The organism is Sabulicella rubraurantiaca, assembly GCF_017355885.1.
Taxonomy (GTDB): domain Bacteria; phylum Pseudomonadota; class Alphaproteobacteria; order Acetobacterales; family Acetobacteraceae; genus Roseococcus; species Roseococcus rubraurantiacus.
The window spans coordinates 48878-67586 of record NZ_JAFEUU010000010.1; the positions used below are offsets into that span (position 1 = coordinate 48878).

Consider the following 18709-nt stretch of genomic DNA (forward strand, 5'->3'; position numbering starts at 1 on the left):
GCCGTCTGTCGCGGGGTAGGCGGGAGAGGTTCATCTTGGGCCAGAGCCGATAGGTTCCGCTGAGGGATGAAACCGCGGCGCTGTTAGCACAGACTTAGCGCAGCGTTGTCCAGGGTATGCAAAATCAAATGCTTAGCTGCAGGATCTCACACCTGAAAATCGCAGTGTCGCTGGTTCGATTTCAGCCCTAAGCACCATTTCATCCAAGCCGCGCAGAGGCTCAAAGAAGCAGACGCCTCCCTACTCCGGCTGCGCGCCGCTGACCCTCACCATCTCCGCCCAGATCGGCTTCTCCTTCGCCAGCCGCTCCGCCAGCCCGTCGGGTGTAGAGCCGGTCAGCCGGGCACCCATCGTGATGGCCCGCTGCTGCAGCGCCGGGTCAGCCCAGGCAGCGCGCACCTCAGCCGAGATTCGGTCGACCACCGCCTGCGGCGTGCCGCGCGGCGCCGCCCAGAGATGCCAGGGCGAGACCTCGAAGCCGGGCACGCCGGCCTCCGCCATGGTCGGCACGTCGGGCAGGGCCGGCCAGCGCTGCGGCAGCGCCACGGCGAGCGCCCGCATCCTCCCCTCTGCGATCACGCCGACATAGGAGGCGAGGTTGTCCACCGCGTATTGGATATCCCCCGCCAACAGCGCCGGGATGGTCTGGGCCGCACCGCGATAGCTCACATGCTGCGCCTCGAACCCCGTGCGCCCGGCGAGGAAGGCGCCGGAAAGGTGGATGGTGGTACCGACCCCGGAGGAGCCGAAGCTGACCCGCCCCGGCCGTGCCTTCGCCCAGGTGACGAATTCCTGCAGCGTTCGCGCCGGGACGTGCTGGGCCGGGACCACCGCGACATTGGGCAGGTCCCACATCGCGCTGATCCAGGCGAAGTCCCGCTCCGGATCATAGGGCAGCCGCCGGAAGAGATGCGGATTGATCAGCAGATTGTGCATGCTGACGGTGCCGATGGTGTAGCCATCCGGCGTCGCGCGGGCGAGCGCCTCCGCACCGATATTGCCGGAGGCACCGGTGCGCGTCTCCACCACGAAGGGCTGGCCGAGGCGCTGCGACATTTGCTCCGCGGCCACGCGCGTCATCACGTCGAGCGAGCCGCCGGGCGGGAAGCCGACGATGACGCGCACTGGCCGGTTCGGCCAGTTCTCCTGGGCGCGGCCCGCAAGGGGCAGGGCAGCAAGCATCGGCGTGGCAAGCAGCGCGCGGCGGTGCAGCAATGAAGGTTCCTCCCATTATTCGTTGCGCCCATCGTAGCATGGACAGAGGGCGAGTGGTCAGGATTTGGGCGGAGCAACCAGGGCTGCCCGAGGCGAGCCCGTCACGTCTCTGGCGCTTCGTCCACCTGTGACAGCGCCATCAACCCCGCCCGCAGCGCGTCCGGCTCCAGCAGATCCGCTTCAATGGCGCCATGGACAGCGCGCCAGATCGGCACGGCCTGCGCCAGCACACCTCTTCCCTTTTCCGTAAGGCTGAGCAGGCGGCTGCGACGGTCCGCCGGGTTGTGACTGACCACGAGCAGCCCCTGCCGCTCCAGTGGCTTCAGCGCTGCGGTCAGCGTCGTCCGGTCCATCGCCAGCAGCTCGGACACCTGCTTCATCGCCGCGGGCTTCGGGCGGTTCAGAGACATCAACAGGGAGAACTGGCCGTTCGTCAGACCGACCGGCCGCAACGCCTCGTCAAAGCGGCGAGCCAAGGCCCGGGCCGCACGCTGCACATGCAGGCACAAGCAGGCATCCCGCACCTCCAGGGTCGCCTCGAACGGAACAAAAAGAGAAATTTCCGTTGACATGGCCTACATATGTTGATATCAACCTAAATGTCCAGCCGCGACAGCATGGCGGCACTGGAAAGAACATCCGGAAGACGCCGGCACGCAAAGGGGAAACGAGACAAATGGACTACGTGGATGGCTTCGTGGTGGCCGTGCCCACCTCGAACAAGGAAACCTATCGCCAGCACGCCGCCGAGGCGGCACCGCTCTTCAAGGAGTTCGGCGCCATCCGCATGGTCGAATGCTGGGAGGACGACGTGCCGGACGGCAAGCTCACTGATTTTCGCCGCGCTGTGCAGGCGAAGCCGGATGAAGTCGTGGTCTTCTCCTGGATCGAGTACCCGTCCAAGGAAATCCGCGACGCCGCGAACCAGCGCATGAAGGCGGACCCGCGCATGAAGGCGATGGCCGACACCATGCCTTTTGACGGCAAGCGCATGATCTTCGGTGGCTTCGCGCCGATCCTGGACGTCTGAGGGGAAGCGGCACATGGCCAACCGGCACGGCGACTTCCTTTGGTACGAACTCACCACGCCCGACCCCATAGCGGCTTCGCGCTTTTATGGCGCCGTGCTGGGATGGCGGGCGCGCAAGGCGACGGTGCCGGGGGTGGATTACCATCTCCTCGGCACGGGGGCCGGGGATGTCGCCGGGATGATGGCGCCCCCGCCCGGCGCCGGCGAGGCGATGCGGCCGCGCTGGCTGGGTTATGTTGCGGTGGACGACGTGGACCGGACGGCCGCCGCCATCCTCGCGGCTGGCGGGGCGCAGCACGTTCCGCCCACCGACATCCCGGGCGTCGGCCGCTTCGCCATCCTGACGGACCCGCAAGGCGTCGCGATCGGCATCATGCGTGGGGCGGATGACGGCACGAGCCACGCCTTCGCGCCGAACCACACCGGCCATTGCCACTGGAACGAGCTGGCGACGACCGACCCCGCGGCGGCCCTTTCCTTCCATGGAGGCCATTTCGGCTGGCAGACGGGCGACGCCATGCCGATGGGCGAGATGGGCGAATACCGCTTCCTCCTGCAGGGCGGCATGGCGATGGGGGCGGTGATGCGCGCAATCCCGAATGGCCCGCCCCCAGCCTGGAACTTCTACTTCGGCGTCCGCGGCATCGACGCTGCGGCCGCCGCCATCACGGAAGCGGGCGGCACCATCCATTACGGCCCGGCAGAAGTGCCGGGAAACCTATGCATCGTCGTTGCCAGCGACCCGCAGGGGGCGATGTTCGGCGTGGTGGGCCCGCGAGTGGCCGCGCCTTGACGCAGGTCGCCCAGCATCTCTGGTTCGCGCGGGACATGGAGGCGGCGCTGCGCTTCTACACCGCGCTCATCCCCGGCTCCGCCTTGGAGTGGATCGCGCCGCTGCCGGCGGACACGCCCAGCGGACCGGCGGGCAGCGTGCGGATCGCTGCCTTCACCCTCGGCGGCCAGCGCTACCGGGCGGTGGAGGCAGGGCCGCTCGACCCGTTCAATCACAGCTTCTCCGTCATGGTCGAATGCGAAAGCCAAGCGGAGATTGACCGGATCTGGGACGCGCTTCTGGAAGGCGGCACGGCGGAGCAATGCGGTTGGCTGCGCGATCGCTGGGGGCTACACTGGCAGGTCACGCCGCGCCGCCTGGGCGAGTGGCTGCGCGATCCGGACACGGCGAAGGCGCGGCGCGTGGCCGAGGCGATGCTCGGCATGGTCAAGCTGGACATCACCGCGCTGGAGCGGGCGGCGCGGGTCGGCTGATCAGAACACCCCCATCGCCAGCCCCGCCGCCAGCGCGGCTCCCGCTTCCTCGCACCGCGCCAGATCCTCGGCACCGATGGCCTTCGGCGCCTGGATCGCCTCCGGCGTCTGCGCGTGGACGCAGATGATCAGCGGCTCGGCCACCTCGCGCAGCCGCCAGCCCGTGGCGATGCGCGCCACCTGCCGGGCGGCGCCCGTGCCGTCGCTGCCGGCGCAGATCAGCGCGACGTAGGGGCGGCCATTGAGCCGGTCCAACGCCGGATAGAAGCAGCGATCGAAGAAATCCTTCATCAGCCCGGCCATGGTCGCCAGCATCTCCGGCGTCGCGAAGAGGAAGCCGTCTGCCGCCAGCACATCCTCCGGCCCCGCCTCCTGCGCGTGGAGGAGTCGGACGCGAACCCCTTCCTCCTGCTCCGCGCCGCGCGCGGCCGCCTCCGCCATCGCGCGCGTGCCGCCCGTCACGGAATGGAACACGATCAGCAGCGTCTTCATGCGGTGCGGTTGCCCGCCCGCGCGGCGCGCGTCTAGCCTCGGGCGCGGCAAGGGATGGAGGCGGGATGCGGGTCCTGGTGACGGGCGCGGCAGGATTCATCGGCCGCCACCTGACGGACGCGCTGCTGGCGGCCGGCACGCTGAACGGAGCCCCGTTGCAGCAGATCGTGCTGACCGACCTCCGGGCACCCGAGGCGCCGCAGGGATCGGCGGTTCCCATCACCACCCGCTCGGGCGATTTGCGCGACCCGGCGCTGCTGGAGGCGCTGTTCGGCACGGAAGGGTTCGACAGCGTGTTCCATCTCGCCGCCAGCCTGACCGGCGCGGCTGAGGCCGATCTGGGCCATGGGCTCTCGGTGAATCTCCTCGCCCTTCTGCGGCTGCTAGAGCGCTGCCGGGGGCAGGGCCGGGTTCCGCGCCTGGTCTTCGCAAGCTCCATCGCGGCCTTCGGCGGCAGCTTGCCGGAGGTGGTGGAGGACGACACGCCGCGCCTGCCGCAGACCTCCTACGGCACGCAGAAGGCAATGGCGGAGTTGCTGCTGGCCGACCATGCCCGGCGCGGCGCGGTGGATGCGCGGTCGCTGCGCCTGCCCATCGTGATGATCCGCCCAGGCGTGCCAAGCCCCGCCGTGTCAGACCGCGTCGCCGCCATCCTGCGCGAGCCGCTCCTGGGGCGCGACGTCGCCTGCCCGCTTCGCCCGGACACGCCTCTGCCCCTCGCCTCCGTCCGCCGCGTCGCCCTGGCGCTGCGTGCACTGCACGACCTGCCCGGAGAGGCGCTGGGGCCGTCGCGGGCGATCAACCTGCCCGCCCTCACGGCCACGCCGGCCGAGATGGCCGGCGCCCTGCCTCGCCACGCGGCGGGGCGCAGCCTGGGCCGCGTCACCTGGGCGCCCGACCCGGCGCTGCAGGCGGTGGTGGATGGGTGGCCGCGCCGCTTCCAGTCGGCCGCCGCCGCGCGTCTCGGCCTGCGAGCCAGCGAGACACTGGACGACATCATCCGGAGCTTCCTACTCGAAGCAGGCTGACACGCATCGAAGCCCGGCGCCGCACGTTGCCTCGGAAGGCCGCAAGGCCGATCCATTGCCGGAGGCCCGTCACCCATGCCGCCACGCGAAGCACCACCGCCGCCGACGCCCATCGCCCCCGCCGAGGCGCCGGGCCTGACCAGCCTCCTGTCGCTGGCGATCGGTGTCGTGGTGGTGGCGGGGCTGGCGCTGGCACGGGACGTGCTGATCCCCATCACCCTCGCCCTGCTGCTGTCTTTCGTGCTGGCGCCGCTGGCCGACCTGTTGCGGCGCGTCGGAATCGGCCGCGCCGCCGCCGCGCTGCTGGCCTCCCTGCTCGCCCTGGGCCTGGTGCTGGCCTTGGGGGCGGTGATCGCCTCGCAGGTCGGTTCCCTGGCGGAGGACTTGCCGCGCTATCAGGCGACGATGCAGGAAAAATGGGCGGCGGCGCGCGAGCTCACCATGGGCCGCCTGTCAGGCCTCGTGGAGCAGGTCGGGCGCGGGATGGAGGAGGCGACGACCGAGGCACCCGTCCCCACCCCCAGCGGCGAGCGCCCGGTGCCAGTGGAGGTCCGCACGCCCAATCCCAGCCCATTGCAGGTGGCGGAACGCGTGCTGATGCCGGCGCTGGAACCGCTGGCGACCACCTTCATTGTCTTCGTCGTGGCCGTCTTCGTGCTGCTGCAGCGCCAGGACCTCCGGGACCGGCTGATCCGCCTCTTCGGCGCGCGCGACCTGCATCGCACCACCGTCGCGCTGGATGACGCGGCGATGCGCCTGTCGCGCTACTTCCTGACGCAGCTTGGCATCAACACCGCCTATGGCATCGTCACCACTGGCGTGCTGCTGCTGATCGGGGTGCCCGGCGCGCCGCTCTGGGGCATCCTCGCGGCGCTGATGCGCTTCGTGCCCTTCATCGGCACCCCCATCGCCGCCATCCCGCCCATCCTGCTGGCCGCCGCGGTGGATCCGGGCTGGACCATGGCTCTCTGGACCACCGTCTTCTACGTGGTCGGCGAGGGGCTGATGGGCCAGGCGGTGGAGCCCTTGGCCTTCGGCCAGAGCACCGGGCTCTCGCCGTTTTCCGTCGTGGTGGCGGCGATCTTCTGGACCTGGCTCTGGGGCGCGCCGGGGCTTCTTCTCGCCACGCCGCTCACCGTCTGCCTAGCGGTGCTGGGCCGCCATATCGAGCGGCTGGAGTTCCTGGGCGTCATGCTGGCTGATCGCCCCGCTCTGACGCCGGCGGAGAATTTCTACCAGCGCATGCTGGCCCGCGACCCGGACGAGGCACAGGACTATGCCGAACGCATCCTGAAGGAACGGTCGCTTATCTCCTACTACGACGAGGTGGCGCTCAAGGGGCTGCAGCTCGCCGCCGCCGACACGCAGCGCGGCATCCTCTCCGGCGCCCGCCTCGAAGGGGTGAAGGAGGCGATGCTGGACCTGATCGAGGGGCTGTCCGACCACGAAGACGTCCCGCACGAGCCGCAGCCCGCCAAGGAAGGCGACCCGGTGACGGATGAGGTTGCCCCCCGCCCCCCGCCCGGCCAGGCACCGCCGCGCGAGGCCCTGCCGCCGCGCTGGCAGGGCGAGACGCCCATCCTGTGCATCGCCGGGCGCGGCCCGCTGGACGAGGCGGCGGCGGCGATGCTGGCGCAGCTCCTGGGCAAGCACGGCCTGGGGGCAAAGGTAATGCCGCACCAGCGGGCGAGCCGCGCCGCCATCGGCTCCCTCGACACGGAAGGGGTGGCGATGGTGTGCATCTCCTATCTCGACATCAGCGGGAACCCGGCGCATCTGCGCCTCCTGCTGCGGCGCCTCCGCGCGCGTCTGCCAGCGGGCGCGCCGGTCCTGGTCGGTCTCTGGCCCGCCGAGGACGTGATCCTCACCGACCGCAAGCTGCAATCCGCCGTGGGCGCGGATCACTACGTCACGACGCTGGGGGCTGCCGTGGAAGCCTGCCTCGCCGAGGCGCGCAAGGCCGCGGAGCCCTCAGGCCAGGAAGGCGCGAAGGTGGAGTCAGCGCCCTGAGGGGCGCTGGCGCAGCATCTCGTGCACGAGGCGGCATCGGCCGCGCCCGGGATGGCTGCTGACGAAGCGGCGCGCATTGTTCGCCCCTTCGAAGATCTGCCCCTCCCCTGCCTGGAACAGGCCGAAGCCGGGCAGTGCCACCTTGCCGTCCGAGCCGATCTCGCCTTCCAGCGGGGGGTCGCCCGGCAGACCGGGAATGGTGATGCGGCTGTCGCGCACCTCGCCCACCACCCGCGCCTGCCCGACACGCCCGCCAGCGCGGCCGCAATCCTGAAAACGCGTCCCCTCGTAGAGACCGTCATGCGGTCCGCCGCGCTGCGCCTCTGCTCCAGAGGCGAGGAGAAGGAAAGGCAGGATGAGCAGCGGCAGACGCATCGTCACTCCCCGAAGCTGTTGGACCTTGGAAAGCCGTTCGGCACCATCTTCCCTGCCCCGGCACGCTGGCCGCGCCAAGTGGCGAGGTCGGTCTCGGTGCGCGTCCGCTCGCCGAGCTTCCAGGTCAGCCCCTCCTTGCGGGTGAAGACCTTGGCATCGGCAAGGCCGCCATCCTTGTAAGACTGGAGCTGCACGCCGCGGCCGCGCGTCATCACCGGAAGCTGCTCCATCGGGAAGAGCAGGAGCTTGCGGTTGTCGCCCAGCACCGCGACCGTGTCGCCCTCGGCGCGGCGGCACAGCACGGCACGGGCCGGGGCCTCGGTCACCAGCACCTGCTTGCCGGTGCGCTTCTCCGCCATCAGCTCCGACGCCTCGACCAGGAAGCCCTTGCCGTCGCTGCCGGCCACGAGGTAGCGCGCGCCTTCCTCCGGCACGATCAGCGCCAGGATCGCCTCCTCGTTCGGCAATTCCACCAGCAGGCGCAGCGGCTGGCCATCGCCGCGGCCGCGCGGCAGCGCCTCCGCCTTCACCGTGTAGGCCTTGCCGTTGGAGGCGAAGGCGACCAGCCGGTCGGTGCTCATGCAATGGAGGCGGAAGGCCGGGCCGTCGCCCTCCTTGAACTTCACCTCCTGCTCCTCCGGCAGGTGGCCCTTGAAGGCACGGATCCAGCCCTTCTCCGAAAGGATGACGGTCAGCGGCTCCTTCTCGATGAAGGCACTCTCATCCACCGTCACCGCCGGCATGGCGCTGCCGGCCAGGGTGCGGCGGTCGCCCAGCGCGCCGGAGCCGAACTTCGCCCGCGTCGCCTCGATCTCCTTGCCGATCGCCGTCCAGCGGCGCGTCTCGGAGGCCATCAGGGCCTGGAGGCCCTTCTGCTCCTTGGAGAGGCGGTCATGCTCGCGGCGGATCTCCATCTCCTCCAGCTTGCGCAGGGCGCGCAGCCGCATGTTGAGGATGGCCTCGGCCTGGATGTCGGACAGGCCGAACGCCGCCATCAGCTTGGGCTTCGGCTCGTCCTCCGTGCGGATGATACGGATCACCTCATCCAGGTTGAGATAGGCGATCAGGTAGCCGTCCAGCACCTCCAGCCGCCGCGCGATGGCGGCGAGGCGGTGGGTGGTGCGGCGCTGCAGCACCTCGTGCCGGTGGTCCAGCCAGGCGCGCAGCACGTCGCGCAGCCCCATGACGCGCGGGGTGCGGCTGGCATCCAGCACGTTCATGTTCAGCGGGATGCGCGATTCCAGCGCCGTGGCGCGGAACAGCGTCTCCATCAGCACCGCCGGCTCCACCGTGCGCGACTTCGGCTCCAGCACGAGGCGCACCTTGTCCGTGCTCTCGTCGCGCACATCGCCAAGCAGCGGGAGCTTCTTCTCCTCCAGCAGTGCCGCGATCTGCTCGATCAGGCGCGACTTGGCGACCTGATACGGGATCTCGGTGACGACGATGTTCCAGGTGCCGTTCTTCTGCTTCTCCACCTCCCAGCGCGCGCGCAGGCGGAAGCCGCCGCGGCCCGTCTCGTAGGCGTCCGCGATGCTTTCGGCGGATTCCACCAGCACGCCGCCGGTCGGGAAGTCCGGCCCGGGCATGTGCTGGAGCAGCTCCGCCGTCGTGGCTTTGGGGTTGGCGATCAGCGCCAGGGCAGCGGCACAGAGCTCGCCCGCATTGTGCGGCGGGATGGAGGTCGCCATGCCGACCGCGATGCCGTTGGCGCCGTTCGCCAGCAGGTTCGGGAAAGCGGCGGGAAGGACAACGGGTTCCTTGTCCTCGCCATCATAGGTGGCGCGGAAATCGACCGTGTCCTCGTCGATCTGAGCCAGCAGCGCCTGCGCCACCTCGGTCAGCCGCGCCTCGGTGTAGCGCATGGCCGCGGCGTTATCGCCGTCGATATTGCCGAAATTGCCCTGGCCCTCGACCAGCGGGTAGCGCGCGGCGAAATCCTGTGCGAGCCGGACCAGCGCCTCGTACACCGCCGCGTCGCCATGCGGGTGGTATTTGCCGATCACGTCGCCCACGACGCGGGCGCATTTCTTGAAGCCGCTCGCCGGATCGAGCTTCAGCTGGTGCATGGCCCAGAGCAGGCGGCGATGCACCGGCTTCAGCCCGTCCCGCACGTCGGGCAGGGAGCGCGCCATGATCGTGCTCATGGCATAGGCCAGATAGCGCTCGCTCAGCGCGTCGCTCAGCGGCGTCTCGCGGATCGCGCCGCCATCCTTCAGGATCAGATCGTCAGGCATGTATTCGCGTTTCGTTCTCTCGACCTGGATTTAGTCGCGAACGGCCGCCAATGCCAGGGCCGTTACGCGGTCTTGCAGCCTTTCGCGCGCCGGTGGAAGGGGGCGGTGCTGCTGGCCGAAGGCGTCACGGGACAGGAAGTGTCCGGTGATGGCAAGCGCCTGCTCCCATTGCGCCGCATCCCCCGGCGCGGCGGGGTCCAGCAGGAAGGACGGCAGGGGGAAGAGCCGGTCGGCATAAGGGGCGCCCGCTTCCTCCGACACGGCCCGGCCGGATTTCGGCGATACGAAGCGCAGCCCCTCCCGCCGACCTGTAGCGGCGCAGGCGGAAAGATCCAGCCCGTAGCCCAGCTCCGCCAGCAGCAGCGCCTCCCAGCGCACATAGGGGGCAAGGCCCGTCTCCCCGCCCCGGGCGAGGGCGCGGATCACCTCCACCAGGCCACGGAACACGGCGGGGTGCGGCTCGCGCTCCGGCAGGGCTGCATCGGCCATGGCGCAGCCGGAGGACAGGACGGCCAGCGCCAGCGGGTCATCCATGGCATGGGCGGCGGCGGCGTGGACCGGCTCGGCCGTGTAGGAGCCCAGCTGTTCCGCGAGGCGGGCCATCCAGCGCGCCTCAACCAGATTGCCGGGCTGCCACAGCGCCACCTGCCGGCGGGACTGGCCGCCCCGTGCCAGACCGGGATGCTTGCCATGCGCCTCGGTCAGCAGCGCCAGATGGAGGTCCGCCTCGCCATGCGGGCGCGCCGAGAGCACGATCGCCGGGGCGGACCATTCCACCGTCACGGCCGGGGCGTCCTCACCCCTCATCCTCCAGGCCCAGGGCCCGGAGGCGGGAGCGCTCCTCGTCCCAGCCTGGCCGTTCCTTGACGTTCAGGAAGAGGTGGATGGGGCGTTCCAGCAATTCCGTCAGCTCCAGCCGGGCGCGGCGGCCGATCTCACGGATGCGGGCGCCCTTCTCGCCGATGATGATCGCCTTCTGACCAGCGCGGCCGACATAGATGGTGCAGTCCACCCGCGCTGAGCCATCCTCGCGCTCCGTCCACATCTCGGTCTCGACCGTGGCGTGGTGGGGGACTTCCTCATGCGTCTGGCGCAGGATCTGCTCGCGCACCACCTCGGCCGCCAGCATCCGGTTGGGCAGGTCTGAGAGCTCGTCCTCGGGGAACATCCAGGGGCCGGGGGGCATGGCGGCGGCCAGCTTCTCCCGCAGCCGATCCAGGCCCTGCGACTTGGAGGCGCTGATCATGAAGGACTCCGCGAAGTCCAGCAGCCCGTGCAGCTCCGCGGCCAGGGGCAGCAGCGTCTCGCGTGGGATCAGATCCACCTTGTTCAGCGCCAGCCAGATCGGCCGCTGCCCCTGCACGGAGCGCAGCTTCTCGATGATCGCGCGCACCGGCTCGGTCAGGCCGGATTTCGCGTCCACCACCAACAGGGCGAAGTCGGCATCCTGCGCCCCGCCCCAGGCGGCGCTGACCATGGCGCGATCCAGGCGGCGGCGCGGCGCGAAGATGCCGGGCGTGTCCACCAGCACGATCTGCGCCTCGCCCTCCATCAGCACGGCGCGGATGCGGAAGCGCGTCGTCTGCGGCTTGGGCGAGACGATGGAGACCTTGGTGCCCGCCAGCGCATTCACCAGCGTGGACTTGCCCGCATTGGGCGCGCCCAGGATGGCGACGAAGCCGCAGCGCCGTCCGGCCTCGCCCTCGCTTTCCCCGCTCATCCTTCCAGTTCCTTCAGCCAGTTCTCAGCGGCCGCGGATTCCGCGGCGCGCTTGCTTTCGCCCATCCCCTCCGCCTCGCGCCCCTCGGCGCGCACGCTGACGACGAAGACCGGGGCGTGGGGCGGCCCCGCCGTGCTGACCAACCGGTATTCCGGCAGGCCCAGACCCTTGCCCAACGTCCATTCCTGCAAGCGGTTCTTGGCGCTGCTGCGCGGGCGCGGATCGGCCGCCATGGCGTCCGCCCATTCGCGGCGCACCACCTGGCGGGCCGGGTCCAGCCCGCCATCCAGGAACAGGGCGCCCAGCACCGCCTCCAGCGCGTCGGCCAGCACCGTGGCGCGGGCGCGAAGCCCGGTGCGCCCCTCTGCGGGCGGGACGTTCAGCGCCTCGGCCACACCCATGCGTTCGGCGATGGGGGCGATCACGTCCTGGGAGCAGAGTGTGGCGAGGCGCTTGCCCAGATCGCCTTCCCGCTCCTCCGGAAATCGCTGCACGAGCCATTCGGCGATCAGCAGGCCCAGCACCCGGTCGCCGAGGAATTCCAGCCGCTCGTTGCTGTCCAGCATCCGCTTGCGCGGATCGGCGGCGGAACGATGGGTGAGCGCGCGCTCCAGCAGCGCCGGGTCGCGGAATGCGTGGCCCAGCCTTTCCGCGAGCGTCACCGCACCGCGCTCAGCAGGCGGGTCCAGCGGACGGCGAAGGGCCAGTTCCACACCTCCCAGATGCGGGCGCTGCCATCCACGGAGAAGAAGATGAACTCGGCCCGCCCCACGAGGTTCTCCCACGGGATCATGCCCACGGCGGAGGGCACGCGGCTGTCCAGCGAGTTGTCGCGGTTGTCGCCCATGGCGAAGACATGGCCCTCGGGCACGGTGAATTCGGGCGTGTTGTCCAGCGGCGCGTCGTCCGACTGCTCCACGATCAGGTGGGACCGGCCGCCCGGCAGGAATTCCCGCAGGAGCCGGGCGGTGATGCGCGGCCCATCGCCCTCCACCACGTAGTTGCCCAGGCGCTCTAGCCGTACCGCCTGGCCATTCACGTGCAGCACGCCCTGGCGGACCTGGATGCGGTCGCCGGGCAGGCCGATGATGCGCTTGATGTAGTCCTGGCGCGTGTCGCGCGGCAGCTTGAACACCGCCACGTCGCCTCGGGCCGGCATCGCCCCCCAGAGGCGGCCGCCGAACAGGTTCGGGCTGAATGGCATGGAGTGGCGCGAGTAACCGTACGAATACTTGGAGACGAACAGGTAGTCCCCCACCAGCAGCGTCGGGATCATCGAGCCGGACGGGATGTTGAACGGCTCGAAGGCCACGGTGCGGATGCCGATCGCGATCAGCGCCGCATAGACGATGGTCTTGATGCTCTCGAGCCAGCCGCCCGACTTCTTCTTCGCCAAGGATGGGGTCTTCGACATGATGCGGGGGCTCGGGAGGGGTTGCAGCGGCGATCAAGCCGAGGCCCGGCAGGGTGTCAAGGAAGCGGCACCGCCTCGATGATCACCTGCGCCTCGGCATAAGGGTATTCGTCGGTCATGGTCAGGTGCACCACGGCCCGGTGCCCCGGCGGCGTCATCGCCGCGAGGCGCGCGGCCGCGCCGCCCGTCATGGCCAGGGTGGGCTGGCCGGAGGGCAGGTTCACCACGCCCAGATCGCGGTGGAAGATGCCATGGCGGAAGCCCGTGCCCAGCGCCTTACTCGCCGCCTCCTTCGCCGCGAAGCGCTTGGCGTAGGTGCCGGCGCGCAGCCGCTCCGTCCGCCGTTCCGCCTTGGCGCGCTCCGCCTCCGTGAAGACCCGCTGGAGGAAGCGTTCGCCATGCCGTTCCAGCACCGTCTCGATGCGGCGGATGTCGCAGAGGTCATTGCCGATGCCGAGGATCATTGTGCGCCCTCAGGCGCCGGGCGGCCCCTCCGGGGCCTTGGCTTGCGCGCCTCAGACGTGTCGCGCCGGTGGGGCGGTTGCGAGCTGCGCGCGGCCGCCTTCGCGGCCGGAGGAATGCACGGGGGTGTGGTCACACTAGCCCTTCGCCCGGTCCACGCGAATGACGCCCTCGCTGGCGCGCAGCGTCCCCATCAGCTCCGCGAGGTGGCGGGTGTCGCGCACCTCCACGTCGATCTGCAGTTCGCACTCGTCGTCGTCGCGCTTGCCGAGGCGGAGATTGGTCAGCGTGCCCTTCTGCTTCGCGATGGCATTGGCGACGCCGGAAAGCAGCCCCGGCCCGTTCACGGCCGAGAGCGCGAGACGCACGGTGTGGGAGGCGGGACCAAGGGCCGCCTCGTCCCACTCCACGTCCAGGAAGCGTTCGGGCGTCGCCGCGAAATTCTCCAGCATGTGGCAGTCATGGGTGTGGACCGTGACGCCCTTGCCGGTGGTGACGATACCCACGATGCGGTCGCCCGGAATGGGGTGGCAGCAATGGGCGAAATGCAGCTGCATCCCAGCGACGAGCCCGGTGATGGGCTGGGACGGCACCGCCCGCGTGCCCCCGGCGCGGGAGCGGTTGGCCATCAGCGCCGTCGGCTCCAGCGGGCGGGGCGGGCCGCGCAGCTCCGGGAAGGCGGCATGGACGACGTCCCGCGCCGAGAGCGAGCCGGAGGCGACGGCGTGGAACAGCTCCTCCACGCCCGACTGGCGCAGCGCCTTGGCCGCGGGCTCCAGCAGCTTCTCCTGGAAGTCGAGCCCCTGCTGGCGGAACGCCTTGACGATGGCGGTGCGTCCCTCCTCGCGCGCGCGCGCCTTCTCCTCCGCCACGGCGTAGCGGCGGATGCGGGCCTGCGCCTTGCCGGAGACGACGAACTTCATCCAGGCCGGGTTGGGCTTGCCGCCTTTGGCCGTGATGATCTCGACCTGGTCGCCATTCTCCAGCTTGTCGTGCAGCCGGACGATGCGCCCATTCACCTTCGCGCCGACGCAGGCGTCGCCGACCTGGGAATGGACGTGGTAGGCGAAGTCCACCGGCGTCGCGCCCTGCGGAAGCTCGATCAGGTCGCCCTTCGGGGTGAAGCAGAAGACCAGGTCGCGATGGAGCTCGAGCTTCGTGCTCTCCATCGCGTCATTGGCCTCGGGCTCCGTCTCCAGGATGTCGATCAGCGCCCGCACCCAGGGGTAGGAGCGCGCGGGAGCCGCCTCGTTGCTCTGCTTGTAGACCCAATGCGCCGCCAGGCCGTATTCGGCGATGTGGTGCATCTCCCGCGTGCGGATCTGCACCTCGATCTTCGCCTCGTCGCGACGGCCGGGCAGCAGCACGCCCGTGTGCAGCGACTGGTAGCCATTGGTCTTGGGCGTGGAGATGTAGTCCTTGAACCGCCCCGCGATCACCTTGAAGGCGTCGTGGATGGCGCCCAGCGCCATGTAGCAGGCCGGCTTCTCGCTCACGATGAGGCGGAAGGCCATCACGTCGGACAGGCCCTCGAAGGCCACGTTCTTGGCCTGCATCTTGCGCCAGATGGAATAGGGCGACTTTTCCCGCCCCTGCACCTCCTCGAAGGCGACGCCCGAGGCGGTGAGTGCGTCGCGCAGCTCCTGCTCGATCTCGGCGATGATGTCGGCGGAACGACCGCGCAGATAGGTCAGGCGCTGGGCGATGGAGGCCCAGGCCTCCGGGTTCAGCTCACGGAAGCCGAGCGTCTCCAGCTCGGTCTTCAGCGCCTCCATGCCGATGCGCTCGGCGAGGGGGGCGTAGATCTCCAGCGTTTCGCGCGCGGTGCGGGCGCGCTTCTCCGGCTTCGGGACGAAGGCCAGGGTGCGCATGTTGTGCAGCCGGTCGGCCAGCTTCACCAGCAGGACGCGGAGGTCCTCGCTCAGCGCCAGGAGCAGCTTGCGGAGATTCTCGGCCTGCTTGGTGCGCTCGCTCTGCACCTCGATGCGCGACAGCTTGGTGACGCCGTCCACGAGCCGCGCCACCTCGGCGCCGAAGCGCTTCTCGATCTCGGGCAGGCCGTGGGGCGTGTCCTCCACCACGTCATGCAACAGCGCCGTGGCGATGGTGGCGGAGTCCAGCCGGTACCCGGCCAGGATCTCAGCCACGGCGACAGGGTGGATAATGTAGGGTTCGCCGTTCTGGCGCGCCTGCGGCGCGTGAGCCTCGGCGGCGAAGCGCCCGGCGCGGGCGATGAGGTCCCGGTCTAGCCGGGGGTCGGCGGTGCAGACCCGGTCGCAGAATTCCAGGACCGCATCCAGGCCGGGAGGGTCGGCGGCCTCGGCCAGCAATCCTTCGGGCGCGCGCGCCGGCCCTGGTGCGGGCGGGGCTGCGCGTCCGGACACCGTGTTCCCTTTACTCCTGCGGGGCGTCGCCACCGCCGAGTTCGGCGGCCAGCGAGGCCTCGAGGTCCTCGGCGCTGAATTCCTCGCCACCCATCTCGGCCGGGAGTTCCTCGTTCACGTCCATGACGCCGAAGATGTTCTCCGAGGTGGAGATCAGGTCCATCACCTCGTCCTCGACGGGCTCCGGCTCCGGCGCGCGGGTCAGGGACTTGACCAGATCCTCTTCCAGCTGCGGCAGCTCCACCGTCTGGTCGGCGATCTCGCGCAGGGCGACGACAGGGTTCTTGTCGTTGTCGCGGTCCACGGTCAGGCTCTCGCCACGCGAGATGTTGCGGGCGCGCTGCGCGGCCAGCAGGACCAGTTCGAACCGGTTGGGAACCTGAAGGATGCAGTCTTCGACAGTGACGCGCGCCATGGGCAAACCTCGGAAGCACGAGCAGGATACGGGGGCGCAGCGTGCCGTGCTGCGCCGCGGCGAACCCCCTAGATAGGCCGCGCCCGGCCGCGAGGCAAGGCCGCAGATCGCATGCCCCTGCGTGATTCACCGGATTGCAACGAACGCCCCTGCCCGCCACCCTTGGGGCAATCGAGAGAGACAAGGGATAGCCATGGGTCTGGGCAACGTGATGTCGCGCGTTAAGCTCCGTTCCGCGCCGGGTCGCGTCTACCTTGCCCTGCAGGAGCCCGCCGAGACCGCCGGCTTCAGCTTCGCCGAACTCACCCCTGCCGAGGCGCTGCGCATCGCCGAGGGGCTCGCCGACGCCGCCCGCACCGCGCTCCGGAACGGCGATGACCACGCCCCGCTGCGGGAAGGCGTCGCGCCCTGGTTCGCCCCGCGCGGAACGATGGTCTGACGGTCCCTTACTCCGCCGCCTCGGCCTCCTCCACCGGCGCATCCTCGGACGCCACGGGGGCGAAGCCGAAGCGAAGCCCGACATCGGGCGCGTAGCGTGGCAGGTCGGCGCGCAGCCTTTCCAGCGCCAGATCCTTTGCCTTCCCCTCCAGCATCACGTCGAACACCGCCTCCGGTACCAGCCGCAGGAAGGTCGCGAACTCGAAGGGGTTGATGAAGTCGGCGTGGCCCGTCCAGACCGGCGGGATCAGCTTCGTTTCCATCCGCCGCGTGCCGGGGACAGGGCGCTTCACCTCCCGCATTTCCGTCCGCGGCGAGGAGAAATGCATCTTCGGCCGCTGCCCCTCAGGCCAAGAGGCCAGGAAGCGGCGGAAAGTGGAGGCGACCTCCAGCCCCTGCCGGTTCAGGCACCAGAAATGCTGGTGGTCGAAGATCAGCCGCACCCCCGTGTGCTCATGCAGCCACAGCACGTCGGCGGCGTCGAAGCGCAGATCGTCATTCTCTAGCACCAGGCGCCGCTGTACCGGTTCGGGTAGGTCCTCCCAGTTGCGCGCCCAGCGCTCCAGCGCCGCCTGCCGGTCGCCGTAATGACCGCCGGTGTGGATGATCACCACCGCCTCCGGCCCCTGCTCCATCCGGTCCAGCATCTCCGCCTGGGAGGCGAGGTCGGCGACGGATTTCGCGACCAGCGTGGGGTCGGGGCTGTTGATGACGACGAATTGCGAGGGATGGAAGGACAGCCGGATGCCGAGGCGCCGCGCCTTGGCGCCGATCGCCGCCAGCTCCGGCGCGCATTCGCGCACCATGGAATGGAATTGCGGCATGTCCGGATGGGTCGCGTAGGGCGCGAGGTCGGAGGACATCCGGTACATGCGGATGTCCCGACGGTCCAAATGGTCGAGGATCGCGTCGAGATACTCAAGCGAGACCCGGAGATGGGGGCCGCTCTGCCAGCGGCGCGCGTCGTTGCTCTTCAGGGATGGGTCGGCCAGGATCTTCACCGGCACGCCCAGCCGCATGGGGGCTTGGCTTGTCACGCGGAGGGGAAGTGGCCCTGCCCCCAAAGGTTGCAAGGCCACTTCCTGCCTCGTCAGCGCGTGTGACCGGGCGCGGTGCCCGTGCGTCCCGGCGCATTGGCCGAGTTGCCCGGACCCGTCGAGCCCACATTGCCCACGTTGGGGTGCGCGCTGCTGCCCGAAGGCCCGGACTCGCTGCGGCCGCTCGGCCCGCTGGAGGAGGCGCTGGCCCCTGGCCCGCTCGAATAGGAGGAGGTGCTGCCCCCCGTCCCCATCGTCGACGAGGAGGTGCCGCCCTGGGTCGAGCTGCCGCCCGTGCCGAGCGTGCTGGACGAGATGCCGCTGCCCGCCGTGGCGCTGCCGCCCGTCCCCACGGTGGAGGAGGAACCACCCGTGCCGGAGGTGCTGCCGCCCGTGCCGACTGTGGAGGAGCTTTCCGCCCGGCGCATCCCGGTGCCGCCATCCGGGAAGCGGCCCGCGCCCATGGCGCTGCTGGTCGTCGAGCCCCCCGCGCTGGTGCCGGAGGAGCTGGCGCCGGTCCCGGTGGTGGTGCTGCTTTCGGCGCGGCGCAGGCCCGTGCCGCCATCGGCGTGCCGGCCCGCCGCCTGGGCACGCGTGTCGGTGGAGCCGGTGGCCGCGGTCTGGGCGACGGCGCCGCCCGCCAGAAGCAGCGCGGCGGCCGTGCCCATCAGCATGGTCTGGAATTTCATGGTGGCGTTCCTTTCCTGTGTGCGCGTCAGCGCTGGGTCGGAGGCGGCGGGACGACGACGCAGCCCGATTGGGACTGCGAATGCGCCCAGCTTTGCGTGCCGCCCGACCCGGCGCCCGGCGGATTGATCTGCACGCTGGTTCCGCCCGGACCCGCCGTTGCGGAACCGCTCATCCCGCCCGGCCCCATGGTGATGCTGCTGCCCGTGCTGGCGCCCGGCGGCAGGACCACGCAGTCCCCCGCCGTGGCGGTGGAGCGGGCGGTGCCCGTGCTGCTGGAAGAGGAAGCGCTGGACGAAGCGCTGCTGTTCGGGCCGGTCGCGGTCGCGCTGCTGCTGCTTTGGCCCTGGGCCCAGGAAGCGCCGGGCAGGAGCAGGATGGCGACGAAGGCCGCGCGAAGGCGGGGCATGGTCGGGACTCCCCTGGCGATGGCGGCCGGGGGGCGGGGGCCCCCGGGCAAGCCCCCCCGCCCCGGGGGCGGGGGGGGGGGGGGCGGGGCCCC

Annotated in this window: 21 protein-coding genes; 6 read left to right on the plus strand and 15 right to left on the minus strand. The window is 70.3% G+C overall.

Annotation, left to right across the window (positions count from 1 at the left end):
• Nucleotides 1–240 precede the first annotated feature (240 nt).
• Both JTJ31_RS16850 and JTJ31_RS16855 read right to left on the minus strand, forming a co-directional pair.
• Entirely contained in the window at nt 241–1215 is a 975-nt protein-coding gene (locus JTJ31_RS16850; protein WP_207539888.1) for a Bug family tripartite tricarboxylate transporter substrate binding protein, read from the minus strand.
• A gap of 101 nt (nt 1216–1316) precedes the next feature.
• Nucleotides 1317–1691, minus strand: a complete 375-nt coding sequence (locus JTJ31_RS16855; protein ID WP_328805763.1) for a MarR family winged helix-turn-helix transcriptional regulator — start codon at nt 1689–1691, stop codon at nt 1317–1319.
• A gap of 200 nt (nt 1692–1891) precedes the next feature.
• Here JTJ31_RS16855 and JTJ31_RS16860 point away from each other — a divergent pair, with 200 nt between their 5' ends.
• From JTJ31_RS16860 to JTJ31_RS16870, 3 genes are read left to right on the plus strand one after another with little or no spacing between them, the layout of a single operon-like run.
• Entirely contained in the window at nt 1892–2245 is a 354-nt protein-coding gene (locus JTJ31_RS16860) for a DUF1428 domain-containing protein (RefSeq protein ID WP_207539890.1), read from the plus strand.
• A 13-nt stretch (nt 2246–2258) separates the two neighbouring features.
• Complete coding sequence (locus tag JTJ31_RS16865; RefSeq protein ID WP_207539891.1) at nt 2259–3038, plus strand: VOC family protein; 780 nt, start codon at nt 2259–2261, stop codon at nt 3036–3038.
• On the plus strand, nt 3035–3511 hold the full coding sequence (locus tag JTJ31_RS16870) for a VOC family protein (RefSeq protein ID WP_236020357.1): 477 nt from the start codon (nt 3035–3037) through the stop codon (nt 3509–3511). Before JTJ31_RS16865 ends, JTJ31_RS16870 begins: the two co-directional genes overlap by 4 nt.
• On the opposite strand, the gene JTJ31_RS16875 is transcribed toward JTJ31_RS16870, so the two are convergent.
• Nucleotides 3512–4003 (minus strand): NAD(P)H-dependent oxidoreductase, encoded by a 492-nt coding sequence (locus tag JTJ31_RS16875; protein ID WP_207539893.1) that lies wholly within the window; start codon nt 4001–4003, stop codon nt 3512–3514.
• Nucleotides 4004–4068: 65 nt separating this feature from the next.
• Between JTJ31_RS16875 and JTJ31_RS16880 the strand changes: the two genes are divergently transcribed.
• Complete coding sequence (locus JTJ31_RS16880; RefSeq protein WP_207539894.1) at nt 4069–5031, plus strand: NAD-dependent epimerase/dehydratase family protein; 963 nt, start codon at nt 4069–4071, stop codon at nt 5029–5031.
• Nucleotides 5032–5106: 75 nt separating this feature from the next.
• Nucleotides 5107–7041, plus strand: coding sequence for an AI-2E family transporter (locus JTJ31_RS16885; protein ID WP_207539895.1), 1935 nt, complete (start codon nt 5107–5109; stop codon nt 7039–7041).
• On the opposite strand, the gene JTJ31_RS16890 is transcribed toward JTJ31_RS16885, so the two are convergent.
• The 9 genes from JTJ31_RS16890 to rpoZ all read right to left on the minus strand — a co-directional run bounded on the left by JTJ31_RS16890 (nt 7030) and on the right by rpoZ (nt 16045).
• A complete protein-coding gene (locus tag JTJ31_RS16890; protein ID WP_207539896.1) occupies nt 7030–7416 on the minus strand; it encodes a hypothetical protein in 387 nt (128 codons plus the stop codon). The two genes, JTJ31_RS16885 and JTJ31_RS16890, sit on opposite strands and share 12 nt — an antisense overlap.
• Nucleotides 7417–7418: 2 nt before the next feature.
• On the minus strand, nt 7419–9650 hold the full coding sequence (parC, locus tag JTJ31_RS16895) for a DNA topoisomerase IV subunit A (protein WP_207539897.1): 2232 nt from the start codon (nt 9648–9650) through the stop codon (nt 7419–7421).
• A 30-nt stretch (nt 9651–9680) separates the two neighbouring features.
• Nucleotides 9681–10427: a DNA repair protein RecO gene (gene recO / locus JTJ31_RS16900; RefSeq protein WP_207539975.1), complete on the minus strand. Its 747-nt coding sequence runs from the start codon at nt 10425–10427 to the stop codon at nt 9681–9683.
• A gap of 19 nt (nt 10428–10446) precedes the next feature.
• Nucleotides 10447–11370 carry a GTPase Era gene (era, locus tag JTJ31_RS16905; protein ID WP_207539898.1) on the minus strand — a complete coding sequence of 308 codons (924 nt, stop codon included), beginning with the start codon at nt 11368–11370 and terminating at the stop codon, nt 10447–10449.
• Nucleotides 11367–12032 carry a ribonuclease III gene (gene rnc / locus JTJ31_RS16910; protein ID WP_328805764.1) on the minus strand — a complete coding sequence of 222 codons (666 nt, stop codon included), beginning with the start codon at nt 12030–12032 and terminating at the stop codon, nt 11367–11369. Before rnc ends, era begins: the two co-directional genes overlap by 4 nt.
• The gene (gene lepB / locus JTJ31_RS16915) at nt 12029–12784 is read right to left on the minus strand and encodes a signal peptidase I (RefSeq protein ID WP_207539899.1); all 756 of its coding nucleotides are present in this window, start codon (nt 12782–12784) and stop codon (nt 12029–12031) included. Before lepB ends, rnc begins: the two co-directional genes overlap by 4 nt.
• A gap of 56 nt (nt 12785–12840) precedes the next feature.
• Entirely contained in the window at nt 12841–13248 is a 408-nt protein-coding gene (gene acpS / locus JTJ31_RS16920) for a holo-ACP synthase (protein WP_207539900.1), read from the minus strand.
• A 135-nt stretch (nt 13249–13383) separates the two neighbouring features.
• Nucleotides 13384–15630: a RelA/SpoT family protein gene (locus JTJ31_RS16925; protein WP_328805765.1), complete on the minus strand. Its 2247-nt coding sequence runs from the start codon at nt 15628–15630 to the stop codon at nt 13384–13386.
• A gap of 10 nt (nt 15631–15640) precedes the next feature.
• Nucleotides 15641–16045 (minus strand): DNA-directed RNA polymerase subunit omega, encoded by a 405-nt coding sequence (gene rpoZ / locus JTJ31_RS16930; protein ID WP_207539901.1) that lies wholly within the window; start codon nt 16043–16045, stop codon nt 15641–15643.
• 193 nt (nt 16046–16238) lie between these two features.
• Between rpoZ and JTJ31_RS16935 the strand changes: the two genes are divergently transcribed.
• A complete protein-coding gene (locus JTJ31_RS16935) occupies nt 16239–16484 on the plus strand; it encodes a hypothetical protein (RefSeq protein ID WP_207539902.1) in 246 nt (81 codons plus the stop codon).
• A gap of 7 nt (nt 16485–16491) precedes the next feature.
• On the opposite strand, the gene uvsE is transcribed toward JTJ31_RS16935, so the two are convergent.
• Genes uvsE through JTJ31_RS16950 form a run of 3 tightly spaced genes read right to left on the minus strand, consistent with a single transcriptional unit; the run spans nt 16492 to nt 18616 of the window.
• The gene (gene uvsE, locus JTJ31_RS16940) at nt 16492–17556 is read right to left on the minus strand and encodes a UV DNA damage repair endonuclease UvsE (RefSeq protein WP_236020359.1); all 1065 of its coding nucleotides are present in this window, start codon (nt 17554–17556) and stop codon (nt 16492–16494) included.
• 17 nt (nt 17557–17573) lie between these two features.
• A complete protein-coding gene (locus JTJ31_RS16945; RefSeq protein ID WP_207539903.1) occupies nt 17574–18209 on the minus strand; it encodes a hypothetical protein in 636 nt (211 codons plus the stop codon).
• 26 nt (nt 18210–18235) lie between these two features.
• Complete coding sequence (locus JTJ31_RS16950; protein ID WP_207539904.1) at nt 18236–18616, minus strand: hypothetical protein; 381 nt, start codon at nt 18614–18616, stop codon at nt 18236–18238.
• Between the last annotated feature and the right edge of the window lie 93 nt (nt 18617–18709).